We start from the raw sequence: 18,565 nt of genomic DNA, 5'->3' as shown, positions 1-18,565 counted from the left end.
GGGGCCGATCTCGTGCTGACGAGGATTCTCCAGGCGATGGGCGTGGGATCTGAGGAGATCACGGTTTATAACAAGGAGTGGGAGCAGTATCGTCCCCTAGTATACTACGCCAACTCCATCTTGGCGAGGGAGGAAGGGGAACTTGTCGTGGGAATTCGACCGTTGTTCGAGGATGAGGCGGGTAACGTGACGTACGTCCGTGCCGAAGTTACTACGGTGAACGCTCGGGATGACGTGAAGAGACGAGAAATTGTTGTCATTCAGTTCGCTGACTCTGGAGAAGTACACGTGTCATGGGAAAAGAACAGAAGGGTTTTGACGTTTCGTCGCAAGAACTCTACAGGTAGCCCATCCTCGCACGCTCCAGGTTCCACTCGGCTTTAGCCGCATCTGGGTGGTCCTTGTTCACTTCGATTTCGCCGCCACATACTGCGCACTTAAGTCGTAGATGCTTGTATTTCCTGCCGCAGTCGGAGCACTGGTAAGGACCTTCATCCTCCGGTAGTTCCATATCTTTTGCGATCTTCTCGGCGATTTCCTCGCCCTCCTCGGTAAGGCGACGTCCTTCCATGTGCTCGAACTCCACGAGTCCCTTCTCTTCGAGCGCGTTCAGGGCTCTAGAGACCTTTGTCTTGTCCATGTGTACGACCGGAGCCAGTTTCTTCACTCCAGCGGGACCACCGTCGAATTCCTCGTATAGCGCCAATAGTACCAGCTTCTCGCGGTACGTGAGGTCGTCAGTGCTAACCATAGTCCTCATACCCCTTCTATCCATTCCAATACGATACTCCGCACCTCACCGCGCTTGGGTGGTTCTATGATTTCCCCCGGCTCTCCATCGGCTTCCCCGCAGAACATCCCCTCACTGACAACTCCGGAGAACTCCCTAGGTGGGAGCAAAGCAACGGACATAGAGTCGCCCTCCTCCACGTCGGTAAGGTTCGTAACGACGGTACGCTTGCCGAACCGGCCCGTGTTTACCACCGTGATGTAGAGGTTGTCCGCGTCCGGGTGTTCTCGGACGTTTCCGACTTCACCGACCACGCACAGTACGGCGTCGGACTCGTCCCTTATCTCGCGTTCGAAGACTTCATCGACGTGCTCCAAGTACTCAACGAGCCATCTGAGCTCGGGTTCCTCCGAATCGACGACGTCCTTCAGGTCGGGCAGTGAGTCTTTCAGCCTCTCCGAGACGTCCTCCGGCGGCAAGTACGAGTACCTGAGCTCCTGGAGCGTCGACTCTATGGATCGCAGAACTTCCGTGAACCGTCGTCGATTGACACCGCTGTAGCCGCCGGAAGCGGCACGTTCCTTCACTCGGTTCACGTACGCCAGGAGCAGTCGTATCCTAGGGTCGTCCGGCTCGACGGGCTTCGTCAACGGCTTACACCCCGAGTTCGGATAGCTTCTCGGCCGCCTTCGGGTTACGCCTTCCGAGCTCTCGAAGGAGTTCGATGACTGGCTCTCCCGGTCGACCTTCGACCTTCGCGTGCACCCCCTGTACCCCTACTTTATCCCTGCGCGTCAAGGCGCGAATCCTCTCGTGAACCAGCTGCGTGCTCACCCCGAGTTTCGTAGCAGCCTCTCCCTCGCGGCCTAGGATCGAGTACTCCACATGACCCCAGGGTTCGGGCTCGATCATCCTCAGTCGCTTATCCACGCCTGGAACCCGTTCGTCCAGCTTCAGCGAGTCGGGGGTGAGCTTTCCCGAAAAGTCGAAAAACTCTAGTTCACGGTCCGTCGGCGGCGTGATGGGGAATGTCACTTCAATGTCTTCCTCCATCGCGACCTTGATACGGACACAGTCCCGGGGTGTTGGTAGTACCGCGGTAACTCCAACCACCTCGAACGGTGCCGTGTCCATGAACGCGTCGACTACGTGAGGTGAGACAAGAGTCGGTACGAACACGTCCACATCGCTACCAGGTCTCACGTCGCCGCGGGCAACACTTCCATGTACCCAACCTTCCAACCCCAGCTGTGATAGAGTTTCCACGACCCTTCTGGCTCGATCCCTGAGCGCGCGTAGCAACTCCCAATGCTCTTCCGTATACCTCACTTCCCTCAAAGTTCACTCACACCGGGGGATTCCATTGGAAGCTGAAACGGTCGCGATCACACTCACAATCATCCTAGCCTCAATGATCCTGGGACGGGCAGCGGGAATGAAGTTCCGCTACGGTATCCTCTACCGTGCGACTCAGAGCGTCGATTTCATGGATCGTTGGCTGGAACATACGCTCTTGGGCCCCGTTCTGAAAGTTTCGGTACGCGCATCCCCGATCCTGGGTTTCGCGGGCTTAACGTTCGCAATATATACGCTCGTAAAGGGAGCCTCGGAAGGTTCTGGCGGATTCACCGTACTCCTTCCGGGGATCACCTTACCACTCATCTCGGGCCTGGCATCGTTGGCGGTCATCCTGACAGTCCACGAGCTCGGTCACGCAGTCGCCGCGCGACTCTCAGGGATCCGGATCAAGAGAATAGGTTTCTTCCTGGTGGTCGTTCTCCCGGGTGCCTTCGTAGAACTCGAAGAGGAAGAGTTCCGATGCGCCCCACTGAGGCGGCGAATAGAGGTCCTCAGTGCCGGACCGGCGTTCAACGTGCTTACATCGTTCATCGCTATGGGGGCCGTACTCGGCTTAAGCACGATACCGGGACACGTGACGTCGGGTGTTGTGGTCCACGGTAAGATGTTCAAGGACGTACCACTGCATGCAGGAGAGATAATCAGAGAAGTCGACGGACAACCGGTTAAAACCATCGTCGACCTCCGACGGGCATTGGCAAACCATAAGCCCGGTAACGTGGTTCAGGTGGTCACGGATTCAGGAACCAAGTCGGTGGAGGTACACGAGCATCGAGGCCGGCCGGTGCTCGGCGTTTACGTCATACCGAACTTCGGAGGGTACTTCATCTCCGAGGTAATGGTGACGCTCGTGATGTTCCTGAACATGTTGGGGACGCTATCACTGGGCGTCGGTGTCGCTAACCTGCTCCCCGTCAAACCATTAGACGGTGGACGGATAGTTCACGAGGTGTTTCGTGAGGTGATGGATCCGCCTTTAGCTTCCCGTCTTTCGACCACAGTCTCCATAGTTGCACTGATCCTCCTCGTACTCAACTTGAGAGTACCTTATCAAGTACTGGGGACGTAACAGCCTTTGACAGCCATTACGGTACTCGAGAAGCCTGGGATCCGGGTCAAAGCTAGGGTGGAACAAGGCAGTGTTAGATTCGAAATGGAAGGTAAGCTCGCTTCACTCCTAAGACCACTCAAGAAGTTGTTCAAACACCTAGAGGAGGAGAAGCCGGCGGCCGTCCTCGAGGACAGGATTGTGTTCTCACTGTATCTACCACCGTTCCCCAGTCGGGCGTTCACGCGTGTCCTCCGGGCGAGGCTGAAGTCTGAAGTCCTGGGCCGTCGCGTTCCAGAAGCCGTCACCATGGCCGTGACCCGTAAATGTCCATGTAACTGCGTGCATTGTAGTGCCGACAGACGGAAACCTACAGAACTCTCAACAGAGGACTGGCAACGAGCGATTCAGGATGCGCTCGACCTCGGCACCTACAACGTGACTTTCACCGGGGGAGATCCGCTCTTCAGAGAGGATTTACCCGAACTCATTCGAGCCGTGGACGGCAACCGAGCTGTCGCCACGGCGTTCACATCTGGGTACACTCTGGAAGACCGAGTGGAGGAGCTAAAAGAAGCCGGGTTGTACGCAATACACGTCAGTATCGACAGTCCGGATCCCGAGGAGCACGACGAACTTAGGGGTGTCCCCGGACTCTTCGAGCGGTGTATAAGTGGTATCAAAGCCGCTCTCGATGTGGGGCTACTAGTCGGAGTTTCGACTTATGCGACACAGGAAACCGTGGAGACTGGCAAGGTGGAGGACGTGGTCCGTCTCGCCGCCGACCTGGGAGCGCACGAGGTTACGATTTTCGATGCCGTACCGACCGGCCGGCTGCTTCACGAGGAGAGTGTGATGCTATCGGACGAGCACCGGGAAGATCTCATTAACCTCCATCTCAAGTGGAACCGCGAAAAGAGGAGTGGACCACGGGTCTCCACGATGTCTTACGTGAACAGCGAGCACGGAGCCGGGTGCTTCGCCGGGTACGTGCAGTGCCACGTGACTAACGACGGAGAAGTCACACCGTGTGACTTCACTCCGATTTCCTTCGGAAACATCCGCGAGGATGGACTAAAGGCGGCGTGGAAGCGAATTACTTCACACCCAGAGTGGGGGAGGTGGAGACCTCATTGCAGGATGCAGGATCCGGAGGTCAGGCGGAGGTACATCCGCAAGATTCCACCAGACGCTACGTTGCCGGTCCGCATTGACGAACTCGAAGGGGACGGGAGTTGAAGGCGTATACAGCGCCTTTAGGCGAGATCCTTCGAGATCTAGATCCGGAGACCGCACGGCGCCTTGAGAAGTTCCTCGAGGATTTGACCGAGCGACTAAGGGAAGAACTTCCAGAGGACGAGTACGACCGCGTGCTCACCAAACTGGTTCAGGCGGATTTCGACGTTGAACTTGTACTAAAGACGCTTGACCGCGAGAAGGGCGTCAGGGAAGAGCTCCGAGAACTGCGTGATGAGATCGAACAGCTACGCAGTAGGTTGAAAGAGGCACGCTCGAAGCTAAGCTCTGAAACCGAAGAGCTCGAGAGCAAAGTGAATGACCTGGAGGAGAGGCACGAGAAACTCCTCGAAAGTTACGTTCAGGAGGCCTCGTCGCTCCTACAGAAAGCTCTAAGGTTGAACACTAAGTCGATTTTGGAGAAGATGCTACGAGATAGACTAGTTAACTAGTTAAACGTATATAGCCATGTTAGGAAACGTGCAGAAGGCGACCCATCGGACATTCGACCTCAGAAGTGAATCCTCGAGGTCTCGGAGGAATTCTTTCCACTCCGCACAACTCCTCACCGGGAGTATGTAGTACCCGTCGCATCGAACACCTCCTAGCGACTTCAACGGCCCGTCGAGCGAGCCCGAGAGTACCTGGAGGCGAACGTAATCCCACCGATCCCCGTAATACGTGTGGGTCAGGAGAGTTCCCAAGACCAGTTTGCAGTACGGGGACAGTACAGCGAACCATAGAAGCACGATCATCAATTCAGGTTCACGTACGTATCTCAACGCCAACATCCAGCTACCATGGACGTACGGAAGAGAAAATGCCCCGCCGTCGATAGAACTCAAGACTAACAGAGAGGAAGCCAGGCAAGACAGAGGGTCTCTGGTGTTAAACACACCTAACAGAATCGAGAGAGACACTACCACGAATTCGGCGGCGAGGACATAGGTAGGGTACGTCTCCACCAGTGACATGCCACAGTGAATGTACAGGGGGATCCTACAGACATGTTCGAGCGCCCAGGTAAGCGCTGCTTTGCCCAGATGGGTGTGGAGGGGCGAGTCTCCTTCGAGTACTCGGCCGTTGAACACGAAAAACTCCGAGCCTGGCGGCACACCGATCGACTTAGCGGCGACGCAATGGAGCAAGTTCGAGATGAAGGGGAGTGCCAAGAGGAGGAGGCTCGTGACAAGTGGATCGGGACGCTTTCTTACAACTACAGATCCTACCGAGAGCATCGAGAGGAGTCCCAGGAAAGCTATGAGTTTAGAGCGGCTTCCACCCTCTAGCAGTAGGCACGCGGCCGGGACGTAGGATGGTGCTAGCGCGGTGGCGAGGAGAATAAGAGTTAGAGCGGTGATCCCTACTGCCATGTTCCAGCGCAATCTACAGTAGTCCCCACCAGAAACCTAGCGCCACAGAGACGGCCACCGGTATCGTCACGTTGTCATTCAGCGTGGGCAAGCTTTCGACGAGCATTCCGACCCCTGCCGCTAGGATAGAGATCACCACATCCCCGGTCCAAGCCAGTGAGGCTAAGGCGGCGGTGGTGAAACCCACGAGGCTGCCCTCCACGGTCTTCCTGGGACTGTAAGGTATAGGGGTACGCCCGATGGCCTTGCCCGCGATCGTGGAGGCACTGTCCCCGACGGATAGGACGATGATCGTAACGTCGAGGACCTTTGTATAGGGACAGATGATTGTCGCCAGGAAGAGACCCATCACGAAGTGGAGCGTACCTTGACCGGGTATGTGCATCTCGTCGGGCCGTTCGAAGGCGTCTACGAGTTCTTTCGCTATTGGAACGTGAAAGCCGCGCCTTAACGCTAAGGATACGGATATACCAGCGATGAGATCTGAGAGTAGTAGTAAGGCGAACTCGTACACTCCGAGCATGTGAAGGGGGACGAGGAACAGAAGACCGAACGTAGCGTGGATAAGCTGGCGGCCCAACTCCCTGTTAATCGAGCATTCCTGCGACAATGCGCGCAGCGCGCTCGGCCCCCCTTCCATCCATCATCCTGATTTTAGGTACCTTCCAGTCGATGGCTTGCTCTATGGCCTTCGCAATCCGCTCCGATGAGAGTTCTTCAGGAAGCACAGCGACCCCTAATCCCCGTTGGAGAACTCGCTCGGCGTTCACGTGCTGTTCGGGATGATTGGGCAGAGGTACCGAAACTACAGGCGTCCGTAAGCAGGCACACTCGGAGAGGGTCGTGTGGCCCCCGTGAGTAACGACCACGTTCGAGACTTTGATGAGTTCTAGGAGGTTATCCACGTACCGTAACTGAAGCCCGAGCCCGCCACCGACACGCTCTTCCGAGACGATCACCGGGAACACGTCGATCGACTTGGAGAGTAGATTAAGGCCTTCCACTGCGACCCGAACTATCTGACGGCTGTATTTGGACCCTCCGGCCGTGACTAAGACCACCGTCGCATCGTCCGGAATCCCGTACTTCCGACGTATCGCGTCTCTGGGCGGCAACTCATCGGGTCGACGTTTCAGGACGGGTCCCACCCACACGACCTCCGTGTCTATCTCCGGAACGTCGTAGGTGTCGTCGTAAGTGTCGGGTATGAGGACGATGTCGGCGAGTTCGAACATGCGTCGAAGTGTTCCGTTAATCAGTCGCACAAGAGAACCTTCGCCTGGTATTCTAAGCATATTCGAGATTACTATTGCCGGTATACCCATAATCTGAGCGGCGACGAGGGCGTGGAACTGACAGTCAGAAACGACGACCTTGCACCCGTGTCGCCGAATCACGCGCCGATCGGCCTCTACACCAGCGTAGAATCTCAGCGGCAAGTCGGGATGACGGCGTAGAAGTAGGAACAGATCGAATGAACCGTCCTCTGAGAACAACTCCATCTTAGGAAGCCCGTACACGGGTGCGTCTGGGAACTCACGGGTGAGCATCTTGCGTCCTTCACCGAAGGAGCTGAACACGGGCTCAAGCCCGATCCGACGTAGCTCCCTACCGAGCCCCACCATCCTCGAAGCGTGACCGAACCCGAGGCCGAAGGCCGTACAGTACACATTCGTGTCATCACGTGCGGATACCGAAGAGGAGCGAAAGAAGGGTCACCCCCAGGAACGCCGTCGGGAGGAGTACTCTGATCACAGTCCTGGTAGTCTCCACGGAGTGGACTAGTCGCTGGAAGCTCCCCGGACCCGTGACTTCTACTTTCACCCATCCCTCCACGGGAACGACCTCGCACTCTTCGAGGTCCTCGATCGCCCCCTCGGCCGCACGTCTAACGGCCTTCAGTAACCTCCTCTTATCGTCACGTCCCATGATCTGCCCGAGCGGATTATAACCCCTAGGGTTAACCTCGTGGGAGTCGGAGGTGCAGACCACGACCTCTTCGGCGAGATCCCGCAGCGTTCGCTCTACCTCCTCCTTGAGTTCGCGTACTATGCTGTTCGAGTCGAACACTACGTATAGTGTGCGCGCCCCACCTGCCTCCACTGCCGCCACGGAGACACCACCGCTGCCCAAGCCCGTTTCAGGGTCAAGACCTGGATCGACGTGATCGAATCCCGCCCTGAGTCCTGGGATCGGTTTCACTCTCTCAGAGATCCTGCGAGCGTCCCGCATGAGCCGCCAGAAATCCTCGGAGAACACGTAAACCCTACCACGATCGGGATCTCCGAAGCTGTTGTGACAATCCGCAACCCAGCCACCAGTATCGCGTTCGAGGGCTACCCCAGTGGCAGCATCTATGTCGTCACTGGGCTCGGGATACTTCGACAGTACAAGGAAGAGTCTACCACCCAATATTTGTCCGACAGAATCCGTCTCTTCCCCGCGGACCGGAGCGGAACCTACACTGCAGCCCTCTCGATCCACGGCCTCGCGCACCAGCTTGACCGTCTCTTCCACGATCTTGCCAGCTTCCCGCCGATCCACCGGGTTGAAGTCGTGTGTTGTCGTGGAGTGGAAAACGAGTGGTACGATACCTTCTCTCAGCAATCGTCGCACGATCCTGCCTGGGAGATCCCCTCCCCCAACGTCACCTAACGGGCCGGGGTGAATCCAAGGAATCACGAAACAACCTTTCACGTCGTTGTTCTTCGCCACAAACGCGAATACCCGAACTGGGACCCGAACCCGCGTTCGAGTCTCCATACCCTTGAAAAGGGAGTGCAGAGAATGATCTCGGCCCGATTTGAAGGACAGGAACTCCCCGAGAGCGTCGGTTGTCCGGATGCCAAGTGATGCCAAGGTCAGTGCGTCGACAACTGCAACTACAGAGGCGCCTACGGTTCCCCCCGTAAGCGACGCCAGAAGGAGCGGTGGGAGATGGACTCCTGTCAGGGTGGCTAAGACCAACGAATCTATCACGAGGTACGCGAGCACGGGAACCACTCGAAGTACACCGGAGCGAACCGTACCGAGCAGAGCCAAGGTCAAGAACGTCGACATTACGCCTTTTACGACGGATACCGCAACGGTCCCTAGTGGGACGCTCAGGACTAGCGGTGCCGCGTAGACTAAACCGACGAAAGGCCACCGATTCGGGGGCACGTCCCGCTTAGCGAGGCGGTCCAATAGTAGGGTGACGAATGAAGCGAGCGCGGTCAACGTTACGTAGATCGTCAAGTGGGGCGAGTACAGTGCGGAGGTTCCTAGGAGGAGGATCCATCCTAGGACGCAATCTCGGAGAGAGGGTAGTCGGAAGGACAAACGCATAAGATGGGCCAACGGGTGGGTTCCCCCGGGGACCCGTGTGGAAGTGTACGTGTACGTGGGGAGAGGTGGTCGTCAAATGTTCCTGCCGGAGAGGGACCCGAAGGAGGAAGAAGAGGCCGTGTTCTCGTATAAGGTCACGGAATCCTGCGGAGCACTGGTAGTCACTCCGACCGAGGAGGAACCGTCAAAAGACCTTCCCCCGGAGCGGGTCTTCGCGTACGGAACCCTTACTGACCCCGAGATGGTCGTCGGTGTCCTCAACAGGTTGCCTATGATCATCTACCCAGCGGTACTGGAGGGGTACGAGCTAGCGCTTGAGGACGTTGAGGGCCGGTACAACACGATCCGCGAACGGGAAGGATCGAAGGTAAAGGGAGCACTGCTCGCAGGGCTGAGTGATGAGGATGTCCGAGCGATAGACAGGTACGAGGGGTACCCAGTACTCTACGAGCGCGAGCGGGTAGAGGTGAAAACACCTTTGGGTTGCTATGAGGCATACGTGTACATCGCGCGGGAGTGACACTGACCGCATGACCTAAACTATAAGTACCATCCTTGACGTTGATCCGGGTGGCGGCGGGCTAGGCCGGCGGGCTGGCGGTCCGCTGTAACCCGAAATCCGCCTCATGCGGGGGCCGAAGCCGAGGGGGCGGTCCGGTCCCTCGGGGTACCGGCTCCCCGGATCCGACCGGTGACCCTCCGGCCCCCCGGGGGCCCGGGGTGGCGGGGGCCGCCGCCGGAGGGCGGCGCGCCACCGCCTTTGCCGGGGCACCGGGTCAGGCCCGAGAGGGAGCAGCCCACCCCGGACCCGCGGCCGCTCGGGGGTCGCCGGAGGCAGGTCGGTCTGGGGAGTGCCGGGCCCGGGGGGCCGGATCCACCCCTCGGCGTGCCCGCCGCCGCCTTGGTGATTCGTTATCGTGTTCATAACGTTTTCCTACGTTGGAAGGATCGCGGAGCGACCTTGTCCTGCAAATTAGGACTGACATTCGAGGCAGCCGTAGAGGTCACTCGGCTATTAAACGCTGGATGATCTCGGGATCCGGTTCCACGGGTTCGGGTAGCTCGCACACTTCCATGACCGCCTCCGGATCCTTCAAACCGTGTCCTGTGGTCACGCAAACCACCAGCTCGTCGGCGTCGATCTCACCTTCCTCCACGAACTTCCTGAGTCCCGCTATCGAAGCAGCACTCGCGGGCTCCACGAAGATTCCCTCCCGCGTCGCAAGCTCACGCTGCGCCCAGAGTATTTCCCCGTCGGAAACCTCCACGGCCCAACCGCCCGAACATCGGATAGCTCGGAGAGCCTTGATGGCGTTCACAGGGTTGCCGATGCGGATTGCGGTGGCGACAGTCTCGGGCTCGGGATCCGGTTCGATGTTCTCCTTGCCCCGCCGAATCGCTTCGACGATCGGTCGAGCGCCTTCCGCTTGTACTCCGTACATCCTCGGGAGCTCGTCAATGATTTCCAGCCTGTAGAGATCGAGGAATCCCTGCCAGATCGCGCTGATATTGCCCGCATTGCCGACCGGCACGACGACCGCGTCGGGAACCTCCCAACCCAACTGTAAGCATATTTCGTACGCGATGGTACGCTGACCGAAGAGGCGGAACGGATTCACCGAGTTGAGTATGTACACGATACCCTCGTCTGCCATTTTCTTCACGACGTCCAAGGCGTCGTCGAAGTTGCCGTCCACAGGGACCACGCGGGCACCGTGGAAGAGAGCCTGGGCGAGCTTACCTAGGGCCACCTTACCTGCCGGGAGGAGAACGACACAGGTAAGGCCCGCGCGGGCAGCGTAGGCAGCCAACGAGGCCGATGTGTTGCCCGTTGAGGCACATGCAACGACCTCCACACCGAGCTCCACGGCCTTGGTGACTCCCACGGTCATTCCACGATCCTTAAAGGAGCCCGTGGGGTTCTCGCCCTCGTTCTTCACGAACAACCCCCTAACACCGAATTCCTCGCCCAGTCTCGGACACGGGTGTAAGCCTGTACCACCTTCGGACATCGTGACGGGATCGTCCGTGTTCACGGGTAGAAGCTCCCGGAAGGCCCATACGCCGAGGCGACGACCCTCGAACGTCGACCGACTCACTTCGATTTCGTCGTAGTGCAGTGCCACCTCCAGGAGCCCTCCACATTCGGGGCACCGTACCAGTGAATCGTCCTCGAACTCCGAACTGCATTCGACACACTCCAGGGTATAGTGCATTCAGACTGCCCCGCCTGGTCGAGGAGACCTTAGCCCTGATAAGGATGAGGCTCACCGGAATATGTCGCGGTCAGAATCCCTGACGATGGCTCGGGCCTCCCGAGGACCCTCGAATCGCTCGAGCTCTGGTTTGAGCCCGCGGAAGATGACCGCCGGTGTACCTTCGTCGGCCTGTCCCATTACGAGCTCAGCAGCGGAGGCCAGAAGATCACCGAGCGCTACAATCGTAGTTTTCAGCTCGCGACCGTAGAGATCGCGGTCCCCACGCCGATCGACCAGTACGGGTACTCCGGAGGCCCCGATCGCTACGCCGATAACACCTTCCCTGAAAGGTCGACCCTGAGTGTCGGTGATGATGACACCCACGTCAACTCCGACGAGTTCGAGGAGACGTTGGCGGAGCTCCCGGGCACTGCGGTCGGGATCTTCGGGCAGAACGATCACGTACCCGGGTGGTGCGTTCGATTCGTCAACACCGGCGTTGGCGCATACCATTCCACCTCGGACTTCCGTGATGATGAAGTCCGGACCGACCCGCACGATGGACTCTGCTTCCCGGAGGATGACTTCAACCACGCGCGGGTCTTTACCAGTTCGCTCAGCTAGGGTCTCAGCGAAGGGACTGGGATCGACCTCTTCGAGACTAACTAGGGCCCCCTCGGCCTTAGATACCACCGTGTGGGCGACCGCGAGGACGTCTCCCTCCTCGAGCTCCGCGAACTCCGCGATGAGTTCCGCGAGGTCGTCTCCTGGTCGTACCTTCCTCTCCAGCGGAACCGGCTCGATGCGAAGCGTGGGGAGTCCCCCCATGATCAAAGCCGTACTGTTCGATGTGGACGACACGCTGTACCCGTCTTCCAAGCTGGCGGAGGAAGCGCGTAGGAACGCCATCCGCGCTATGATCGAGGCGGGTTTAGAAACTGATCTGTCGGAAGAGGATCTGTATCGGGAGCTACAGGAGGTGGTAAAGGAGTACGGCTCGAACCACCCTAGACATTTCGATCTGTTGCTCAGAAGGATAGGAGCGGATCCAGAACCGAAGCTGGTCGCGGCGGCCGTAGTGGCGTACCACGACACCAAGTTCGCCTACTTGAAGCCCTACCCGGACGTTATTCCGACACTGATGCGGCTGCGGGAAATGGGGTTTAAACTGGGAGCGGTCACGAGCGGGCTAGCGGTGAAGCAGTGGGAGAAGTTAATCCGATTGGGTATTCACCACTTCTTCCACGAGGTGGTGGTCTCCGAGGAAATCGGCGTGGAGAAGCCCAACCCGAAGATCTTCATCGAGGCGGCACGCAGACTGGGGGTCAAACCGGAGGAAGCCGTGTACGTGGGAGACCGATTGGACAAGGACATCAAGGGGGCAAACCGCGCAGGGATGGTGACGGTGAGGATCAGGAGGGGCAAATACCGGGACATGGAACCGGAAAGTGACGACGATGTTCCAGACTTCGAGATCGACAGGCCACGGGAGCTACTGGACGTCATCAGGGAATTAGCGAAAGACTAGGAGTCTCACGTCTAGACCACCGTGCCTCACCCAGCGATCATGGCTCAACCTGAACCCATATTCCTCCATCGCAGCCCGCATCCAATTATCACGTGGCGTCACCGTCACGGCGACACTGACGAGATCCGAGAGAACGCGCGCGAGACCTCGGTAGAGTGTCTTCACGACGCGTGGATTCGCTATCTTGAGGCCGTACGGAGGGTTGAAGACGGCGGCGTCGAACTCGCAATCTCGGAGCTCCGGAACCTCCTCGAACAATCGGGTCGCATCTGCCAGATAGAGCTCCACGTCTACCCTGGCGGCCAGGACGTTGAGACGAGCTCCCTCATAATGTGTTCGAAACTTCTCCACACCTACGGCCTCTGTCTCCGGGTCTCTAAGTAGAGCCTCTATGGGCACCGTGGCGCCACCGCAGGTGGGATCGATGAGAGAGTCCGGGTTCCCGGCCAGCTCCAGCATGCCTTGAGCTATCACCGGGTTGAGTGACGCCGGATGATCGTATACCCTGTAACCGCGCTGGTGGAGGGATCGATCACCTGTCGTGCAAACTCCGACGATGACGGTGTCTCCAACGACGTCAGCCCTAACGATCACCGAGGGTGCGTCGAGATCCACCTGAGGTCTGAATCCCTCTTCCCTCTTTATCCGCTCGATGACTGCGTCACCGACGGCGGCCCCTACATCCACGCTGGTGAAATCGTGCTCCCCGAGCCGCGATGGCCGTACACCGAATGTATCGTGTTCGTGGATGTAACGCTCGAAAGGTAGTTCCTGGCAGCGCTCACGTATCTCCTCGAGGCCACGCTCGTCGCGGTGTTCGATCTCGAAGCCACCCAGGAGAACCGCGGCTCGGTGGATGGTTAAGGATCTGCGGTTGATCTCACGGGCGAGGTCGAGGGCTTCGTACTCCGAGCACTTCACGAGTACACGACCGCGTACGCCGAGGTAGTTCTCATGAACGGGTTTTCCGGTGATCTCACCGAGTTCCTGGGCACAAACGTCCTCGAGGCCCGGGGCGGTCGTGCATAGTACTCCCGAAGTCAAAGGAAAGGCTCCCGCGGGAGGATGTATATTTGGACGTGTGGGACTCCTCCCAGCTCTCCTATTTCATCCTCATTGACGAGACCCGCGTCGACGACGACGGAGCAGGCGAGCTCACCTAAGGCGTTGATCGCGACCGTCTTCTCGTCCTCATACTCATAGACGGCCTTCCGGATCTTCTTCGCGGCGCTATCCGGTTCGAGGGACTTTCCACCGTAGAAGTGCTCTGAGATCCGTAGGCTCCGCCCTTTGTACTTCAGCTCCTCACCCAGGAGATCCTCGTCGCACAGGGCGAGAACTACGGTGTCACCGGTCCCGTGGATGTTCAAGAATACTCGGGCCATTCACTTCAGCCTCCGAACCGAAGACCAAGCACCGCAAGCTTCGCACTTAAGAATCCACTGCCGATCTTCTCTAACGAGCTTGGTGTCGGGTTTCCCGCACTCCGGGCATAGCACGAATTCCTCAACGTAGTTCTTGAGTTCTTCCTCGATGAGCTTAGGATGGTAAACCCCGTGCAGGATGAGTCTACCACCGTCGATGTGTCCAGCGGTACCGAGCTCCTTCAGGAAGTACTTGGTAACGTGCTCAGGATCGCGATCGAGTTTCTTGGATATATCCTTGAAGTTGTGGATGACCGTGGTTTTACCCTCCACGGAGACCTTCGGCTTTGGCATCTCGAACCGGCGGTCTTCGAGAACCTCCTCGGGAAGCTGCTCGTAAGCACGCTCGAGGAGTTCCTCGTAGTCGTACTCAGCCACGGTTCACAGCCCCCAGCCGGTTTCGATTACGGACCAACGTTTCCCCCCGGGCAGGTCCATCGGGTACAGGAGCTCGCGCTCCTCCATCTCTTTAATGATCTTCTCGCAGAACTCCTCGTCCGCGAGTGGAACAACGGAGCGGATGACCTCGTATAGTTCCTCCCTCGAGAACGTCTCTTCCTCCATCTCAAGCAGTTCCTTGTACACTATCTCGATCGCCTCGTCGAGTGTCAGGGGTTTTTCGACGGTAGGCACCTCGCCTCCAGACATTATCTCGTACTCCAACCTGCGGAAGAGTTCCTCGAAGTACGACGTGGGTCGAATTATTTCAGCCCTAAGCGCTACGGGACGGCCCTCTTCACGTGGCTCCATCGGACGGCCGATCACCTTGATCTGCCTCCACTTATCTAGTGTCCGGGCAGGCTCGTAACATTCATCGAACGCGAACACGTCGACGGAGCCCGTGTCATCGGTGACCGTGATCACGGCGAACTCCCGCTCCTCGTCCACGTACCGTCCAGAGAGCACCCCGACTACCAGAGCCCTGTGAAACCTGACACCTTTAGGCGTGACGAAACCATCCTCAGTGGGTTCGGAATGCGCTAGTTCGCCGGCCGGCACACGGACGGCAGGATATCTACGGGAGAGTTCTTCACTCATGTTCAACCACCCGTTCACATCGGGAGGTACACTCCGGGCCGCGGCTGGAGAAGGAAGCCCTCCTCGACGAGGTCGTCCAGAATCTCCTCGACCCGCTCACGGCTCACGCGGTGTTTGACCGCTTTCACGATCTCTCGCTTGGGTACACCGTCTTCGTGGTTCTTCGCCAACTTCCGCACCACCTTCAGAACGTACTCGCGGGCCTCTCGCACTGACTTGGGTTTACCTGTCTCGATTACGTCTGCGTCCAGTACACCGTCCTCCTGCATTATCTCCTTCATGAACTCTTCTACTACCGACAGAGCTACGGACACGTCCTCCCGGTTGACCGTTTCGGAGAGTCGCATACGGGCGGAAGCTCGAGCCAGCCGCAGTACGGAGCCCATCTGGCGCCGTGTGACCGGCACGGTGCGCAGATCTCCGTCGTCGATCCGGTCAGCCGCTTCCTGTCGGGCGGACACGAACCAGTCTCGAAGTTCTTCCCGAGCGTCTTCGGAAATGGTAACGTCCGAAAACCCCTTCGTAGCGTACAGGACGTAGCGGCGTAACAGCCCGTACTTACCCTCGATTTTATCGAACTCGCCGTCGAATGCTTCCATCATCCGTTCCGCGACCAGCTTATCCTGCTCCGGATCCGGCTCGTCTCGGGTAAATAGGATGACGTCGAACCTCGAGAGGAGGGCGGGATCCAGGTTGATTTCTTCGATGGGGTGACCGCCTTGCCAGCGGCCCGCCTCGGGGTTAGCGGCCGCGAGGACCGCGCATCGAGCGTTCAACGTCGTCGTTATCCCGGCCTTCGCGACACTGATCTTACCCGACTCCATCGCCTCGAGGAGCGCGTTCAGATCGCCCCTAGACGCCTTATCCAACTCGTCGATGGCTATCACACCGCCATCCGCCATGACCACGGCGCCTGCTTCCAACGTCCATCCGTCCTCCGTACGCTCGGCGGCCGCGGTGAGTCCAGCTCCCGTCACGTGTTGGGCGCTCACGTACACGCCGCGGGGGGCGAGGTGCTCGATCACGTGCTGGAGAATCTGGGACTTCGCCGTCGCCGGATCACCTACGATAAGAACGTGAACACGTTCCCGAATCTGACCCTCCTCCACGCAAGAGAACAGCTGTAACGACACAGCCTTCTTGATCACCTCATGCCCGTGAATATGAGGGGCCACCGCCTCGACGAACTCACCTAACGGGTCGCCTTCGGCCAGTTCTTCGAACTGTTCGATCTCGTCCTGCGTGAACCGGAAATCCTCCTCGGGAAGCGGGCTGTCGGATCTCTCGACACCGTGGGCTTCGAGGACTATCTCCCCGGTATCACCCGGTCGTGGAGAACTCGACGGAAGCCGCACCCGAGGTACCGCCGTAACTCTTACCCGGTCACCGGGCCGAACCCGGTTGATATGATCGTATCGAAACTCCACCTCGACAGTCGCCGGTTGTTCACCACCTCTCATGTGCTCCGGAGCCTCTTGGAGCACTACGAGCTGATAATCGGTGTAGAAGAGCTCGTCGGGCTCGCACCGCATCCCGCAGTTAGGACACCTCACGTCGGGTCTGTACTCGCGCCTACGGACCTCGAACCGATTACCACACCGCGGACACTCGGCTTCCACGCGAACTACCTCGGCCGCCACGTTATCCACGCGACGAACGATTCCCTCAACGGTGACGAGACGATCCTTGAACTCGACGCTCATATCCCGAGCGCGGAGACGGATCGGTGACCCACGGAACTCTACCCAGACACGATCCACGTCCGGCCGCTCTTTCTTGATGAGTTCCATGGCGACCCGCTGGACGACCTTCATTGCTTCGACAACGTCATCGGACACTGCGAACGCTATGTCCGGTTCGTCAAACTCCTCCAAATCCACGACGACGGTTCGCCACTTCGGGTAGTTAGTGATCACCCGGTCGATCGACCTCAGGAACGTTTTCGAGTTCCTGAGAGCCTCTTCGAACTCACGCTCCATCTCCACGGGATTCCCCGCCCCCGTCACCACGGCACCGCCGGAACGGAGGTTATCCAACGGAAGACCCCTAGTACTCCGCTAGCCGTCAGTGCACAGCCTACCGACAAGTCGAAGGGCAGGGTCCGGATCTCTAAGAGAAGCCGGAGTGCTCCTATCATGCCCTCACGCAGGCCTGAGACCACCCACCACACACGGCTGAGGAGGTACCCTCCGATACTGAGCTTCGGCACGGAGCACAACAAAGTCAGGAGCGTCGGGACGTACCCCTTGATGGAAGCGATGAGCGTGAGTACAAGGGCCGCCAGCGCGAGTGCCAGGGTTATAGGCCTCAGGGGCACTCTGACGAGGTATGACAGGAACGGGAACAGACGCAGCGCCTCCGACGTGAGGATCAAGCCCGCGATGAGCGCCGTCAGCGCTAGATCCAATGACTCGATCGGGTGCATCCGTAGTCACCCGCAGCGGAAAACTATAGCGGCGTAACCGACCACCTGAGAGTAATCCCCAGATACTTCTCCGCTAGTCGCGTACTTCAGGAGCTCTCCATCGGAAGCCCCCATGGCCTTAACTGCCACTATAGTCGCGGCGGTCGGCCCTACTCCGCACATGCTGACATTGTATCGCTCCACGATCTCAATCATACCGGCCTCGTCGAGGGCCGTGATCCGTTCGATAACTTTACGATCCTTTTTCTGGGCCTGATCGTGCGGCTCGTAGTGCGTGAAGTCGGTGCTCGCGATGACCACTGTGTTCCTGTCCAGCTCCTTCGCCACGTCCACGATCGCCTCACCCACTTCCCTCGCGGTCTGAAGGTCGTGCATCGCCATACAAACGGGAACGAACCGGAAACCCGCCCCGTATACGTACTGGAGGAACGGTAACTGTACTTCGATGGAGTGCTCGTTGGCGTGGGCTGTTAAGTCGTCGTCCATCACGCCACACTCCCGTACCAGCGCAGTCGCGAACTCGGAGTCGATCTCCACCGATCCCAGCGGCGTGCGCCAAGCACTGTCCGTCATCGTGGCGACTGCGGACCCGAGTCCGGTGTGATTCGGTCCCAGTATCACCACCGTCTCTGGAGTTCCTGACTCCGCCAGAACCTTGTACGTATGGGCGGCTACTGGTCCCGAGAACTGATAACCGGCGTGCGGCGCCACTACACCGGGCAGGGCGCAGGGACCGTCGTTAGCCTCGGGTAGATCACCTGGTCCTAGCTCGTGTCGGAAGCACCACTCGATCACCTTCCTCAACTCCTTCGAATCGGCGGGGTAGAACTGACCCGCGACGGCCGGGGACCGCTCCACGGCCCCAGATGACACGACGGC

At 58.6% G+C, this 18,565-nt stretch carries 22 protein-coding genes and 1 other RNA gene; 7 read left to right on the top strand and 16 right to left on the bottom strand.

All coding sequences use genetic code 11. From position 1 onward, the window contains the following. Window positions 1–12 precede the first annotated feature (12 nt). On the top strand, window positions 13–384 hold the full coding sequence (locus BW921_RS06610) for a hypothetical protein (RefSeq protein WP_148689081.1): 372 nt from the start codon (window positions 13–15) through the stop codon (window positions 382–384). Here the strand turns inward: BW921_RS06610 and BW921_RS06605 are convergent. The 3 genes from BW921_RS06605 to BW921_RS06595 are packed head-to-tail and all read right to left on the bottom strand — an operon-like array spanning window position 338 to window position 2,059. Further along, a complete protein-coding gene (locus tag BW921_RS06605; RefSeq protein ID WP_157666104.1) occupies window positions 338–751 on the bottom strand; it encodes a MarR family transcriptional regulator in 414 nt (137 codons plus the stop codon). The two genes, BW921_RS06610 and BW921_RS06605, sit on opposite strands and share 47 nt — an antisense overlap. A gap of 5 nt (window positions 752–756) precedes the next feature. Then, complete coding sequence (locus tag BW921_RS06600) at window positions 757–1,380, bottom strand: hypothetical protein (RefSeq protein WP_148689080.1); 624 nt, start codon at window positions 1,378–1,380, stop codon at window positions 757–759. A gap of 4 nt (window positions 1,381–1,384) precedes the next feature. Next, window positions 1,385–2,059, bottom strand: a complete 675-nt coding sequence (locus BW921_RS06595) for a nucleotidyltransferase domain-containing protein (protein ID WP_236953825.1) — start codon at window positions 2,057–2,059, stop codon at window positions 1,385–1,387. A gap of 34 nt (window positions 2,060–2,093) precedes the next feature. Here BW921_RS06595 and BW921_RS06590 point away from each other — a divergent pair, with 34 nt between their 5' ends. The 3 genes from BW921_RS06590 to BW921_RS06580 are packed head-to-tail and all read left to right on the top strand — an operon-like array spanning window position 2,094 to window position 4,825. Further along, window positions 2,094–3,158 (top strand): M50 family metallopeptidase, encoded by a 1,065-nt coding sequence (locus BW921_RS06590; RefSeq protein WP_148689078.1) that lies wholly within the window; start codon window positions 2,094–2,096, stop codon window positions 3,156–3,158. A 6-nt stretch (window positions 3,159–3,164) separates the two neighbouring features. Next, entirely contained in the window at window positions 3,165–4,376 is a 1,212-nt protein-coding gene (locus BW921_RS06585; RefSeq protein WP_148689077.1) for a radical SAM protein, read from the top strand. Next, a complete protein-coding gene (locus BW921_RS06580) occupies window positions 4,373–4,825 on the top strand; it encodes a hypothetical protein (RefSeq protein ID WP_148689076.1) in 453 nt (150 codons plus the stop codon). The genes BW921_RS06585 and BW921_RS06580 overlap by 4 nt, the downstream gene beginning before the upstream one ends. Here BW921_RS06580 and BW921_RS06575 read toward each other — a convergent pair whose 3' ends face one another. The 4 genes from BW921_RS06575 to BW921_RS06560 are packed head-to-tail and all read right to left on the bottom strand — an operon-like array spanning window position 4,826 to window position 9,085. Next, window positions 4,826–5,758: a hypothetical protein gene (locus tag BW921_RS06575; RefSeq protein WP_148689075.1), complete on the bottom strand. Its 933-nt coding sequence runs from the start codon at window positions 5,756–5,758 to the stop codon at window positions 4,826–4,828. Between the two features lies 1 nt (window position 5,759). Continuing rightward, complete coding sequence (locus BW921_RS06570) at window positions 5,760–6,326, bottom strand: diacylglycerol/polyprenol kinase family protein (RefSeq protein ID WP_168168823.1); 567 nt, start codon at window positions 6,324–6,326, stop codon at window positions 5,760–5,762. Window positions 6,327–6,333: 7 nt separating this feature from the next. Then, window positions 6,334–7,416: a UDP-N-acetylglucosamine--N-acetylmuramyl-(pentapeptide) pyrophosphoryl-undecaprenol N-acetylglucosamine transferase gene (locus BW921_RS06565; RefSeq protein WP_148689073.1), complete on the bottom strand. Its 1,083-nt coding sequence runs from the start codon at window positions 7,414–7,416 to the stop codon at window positions 6,334–6,336. Window positions 7,417–7,426: 10 nt separating this feature from the next. Continuing rightward, the gene (locus BW921_RS06560; protein WP_148689072.1) at window positions 7,427–9,085 is read right to left on the bottom strand and encodes a DUF2070 family protein; all 1,659 of its coding nucleotides are present in this window, start codon (window positions 9,083–9,085) and stop codon (window positions 7,427–7,429) included. Window positions 9,086–9,110: 25 nt separating this feature from the next. Between BW921_RS06560 and BW921_RS06555 the strand changes: the two genes are divergently transcribed. Both BW921_RS06555 and ffs read left to right on the top strand, forming a co-directional pair. Further along, on the top strand, window positions 9,111–9,593 hold the full coding sequence (locus tag BW921_RS06555; RefSeq protein ID WP_148689071.1) for a gamma-glutamylcyclotransferase family protein: 483 nt from the start codon (window positions 9,111–9,113) through the stop codon (window positions 9,591–9,593). A 54-nt stretch (window positions 9,594–9,647) separates the two neighbouring features. Continuing rightward, window positions 9,648–9,969: signal recognition particle sRNA (gene ffs / locus BW921_RS06550), an RNA gene on the top strand. A 108-nt stretch (window positions 9,970–10,077) separates the two neighbouring features. Here ffs and thrC read toward each other — a convergent pair. Then, on the bottom strand, window positions 10,078–11,289 hold the full coding sequence (thrC, locus tag BW921_RS06545; protein ID WP_148689070.1) for a threonine synthase: 1,212 nt from the start codon (window positions 11,287–11,289) through the stop codon (window positions 10,078–10,080). A gap of 51 nt (window positions 11,290–11,340) precedes the next feature. Further along, entirely contained in the window at window positions 11,341–12,099 is a 759-nt protein-coding gene (cofE, locus tag BW921_RS06540) for a coenzyme F420-0:L-glutamate ligase (protein ID WP_088336514.1), read from the bottom strand. Here cofE and BW921_RS06535 point away from each other — a divergent pair. Next, on the top strand, window positions 12,098–12,799 hold the full coding sequence (locus BW921_RS06535) for a TIGR02253 family HAD-type hydrolase (RefSeq protein ID WP_168168822.1): 702 nt from the start codon (window positions 12,098–12,100) through the stop codon (window positions 12,797–12,799). The two genes, cofE and BW921_RS06535, sit on opposite strands and share 2 nt — an antisense overlap. Here the strand turns inward: BW921_RS06535 and BW921_RS06530 are convergent. From BW921_RS06530 to amrB, 7 genes are read right to left on the bottom strand one after another with little or no spacing between them, the layout of a single operon-like run. Further along, window positions 12,785–13,843, bottom strand: coding sequence for a class I SAM-dependent RNA methyltransferase (locus BW921_RS06530; RefSeq protein WP_148689068.1), 1,059 nt, complete (start codon window positions 13,841–13,843; stop codon window positions 12,785–12,787). The genes BW921_RS06535 and BW921_RS06530 overlap by 15 nt on opposite strands. Then, window positions 13,840–14,184, bottom strand: coding sequence for a DUF424 domain-containing protein (locus BW921_RS06525; protein ID WP_148689067.1), 345 nt, complete (start codon window positions 14,182–14,184; stop codon window positions 13,840–13,842). The genes BW921_RS06530 and BW921_RS06525 overlap by 4 nt, the downstream gene beginning before the upstream one ends. After that, window positions 14,185–14,601, bottom strand: a complete 417-nt coding sequence (locus BW921_RS06520; RefSeq protein WP_088336084.1) for a translation initiation factor IF-2 subunit beta — start codon at window positions 14,599–14,601, stop codon at window positions 14,185–14,187. 3 nt (window positions 14,602–14,604) lie between these two features. Further along, window positions 14,605–15,261 (bottom strand): hypothetical protein, encoded by a 657-nt coding sequence (locus tag BW921_RS06515; RefSeq protein WP_148689066.1) that lies wholly within the window; start codon window positions 15,259–15,261, stop codon window positions 14,605–14,607. 14 nt (window positions 15,262–15,275) lie between these two features. Continuing rightward, a complete protein-coding gene (locus BW921_RS06510) occupies window positions 15,276–17,297 on the bottom strand; it encodes a minichromosome maintenance protein MCM (protein ID WP_148689065.1) in 2,022 nt (673 codons plus the stop codon). Then, window positions 17,264–17,686, bottom strand: coding sequence for a hypothetical protein (locus BW921_RS06505; RefSeq protein ID WP_148689064.1), 423 nt, complete (start codon window positions 17,684–17,686; stop codon window positions 17,264–17,266). Before BW921_RS06505 ends, BW921_RS06510 begins: the two co-directional genes overlap by 34 nt. A 6-nt stretch (window positions 17,687–17,692) precedes the next feature. Further along, the gene (amrB, locus tag BW921_RS06500; protein ID WP_148689330.1) at window positions 17,693–18,544 is read right to left on the bottom strand and encodes an AmmeMemoRadiSam system protein B; all 852 of its coding nucleotides are present in this window, start codon (window positions 18,542–18,544) and stop codon (window positions 17,693–17,695) included. Between the last annotated feature and the right edge of the window lie 21 nt (window positions 18,545–18,565).

The sequence above is a fragment of the Methanopyrus sp. SNP6 genome (genome assembly GCF_002201895.1).
Lineage (GTDB): Archaea > JAADCQ01 > Methanopyri > Methanopyrales > Methanopyraceae > Methanopyrus.
Note: the sequence above shows the minus strand (reverse complement) of the source record. Positions and strands in the feature narration are given on the sequence as shown.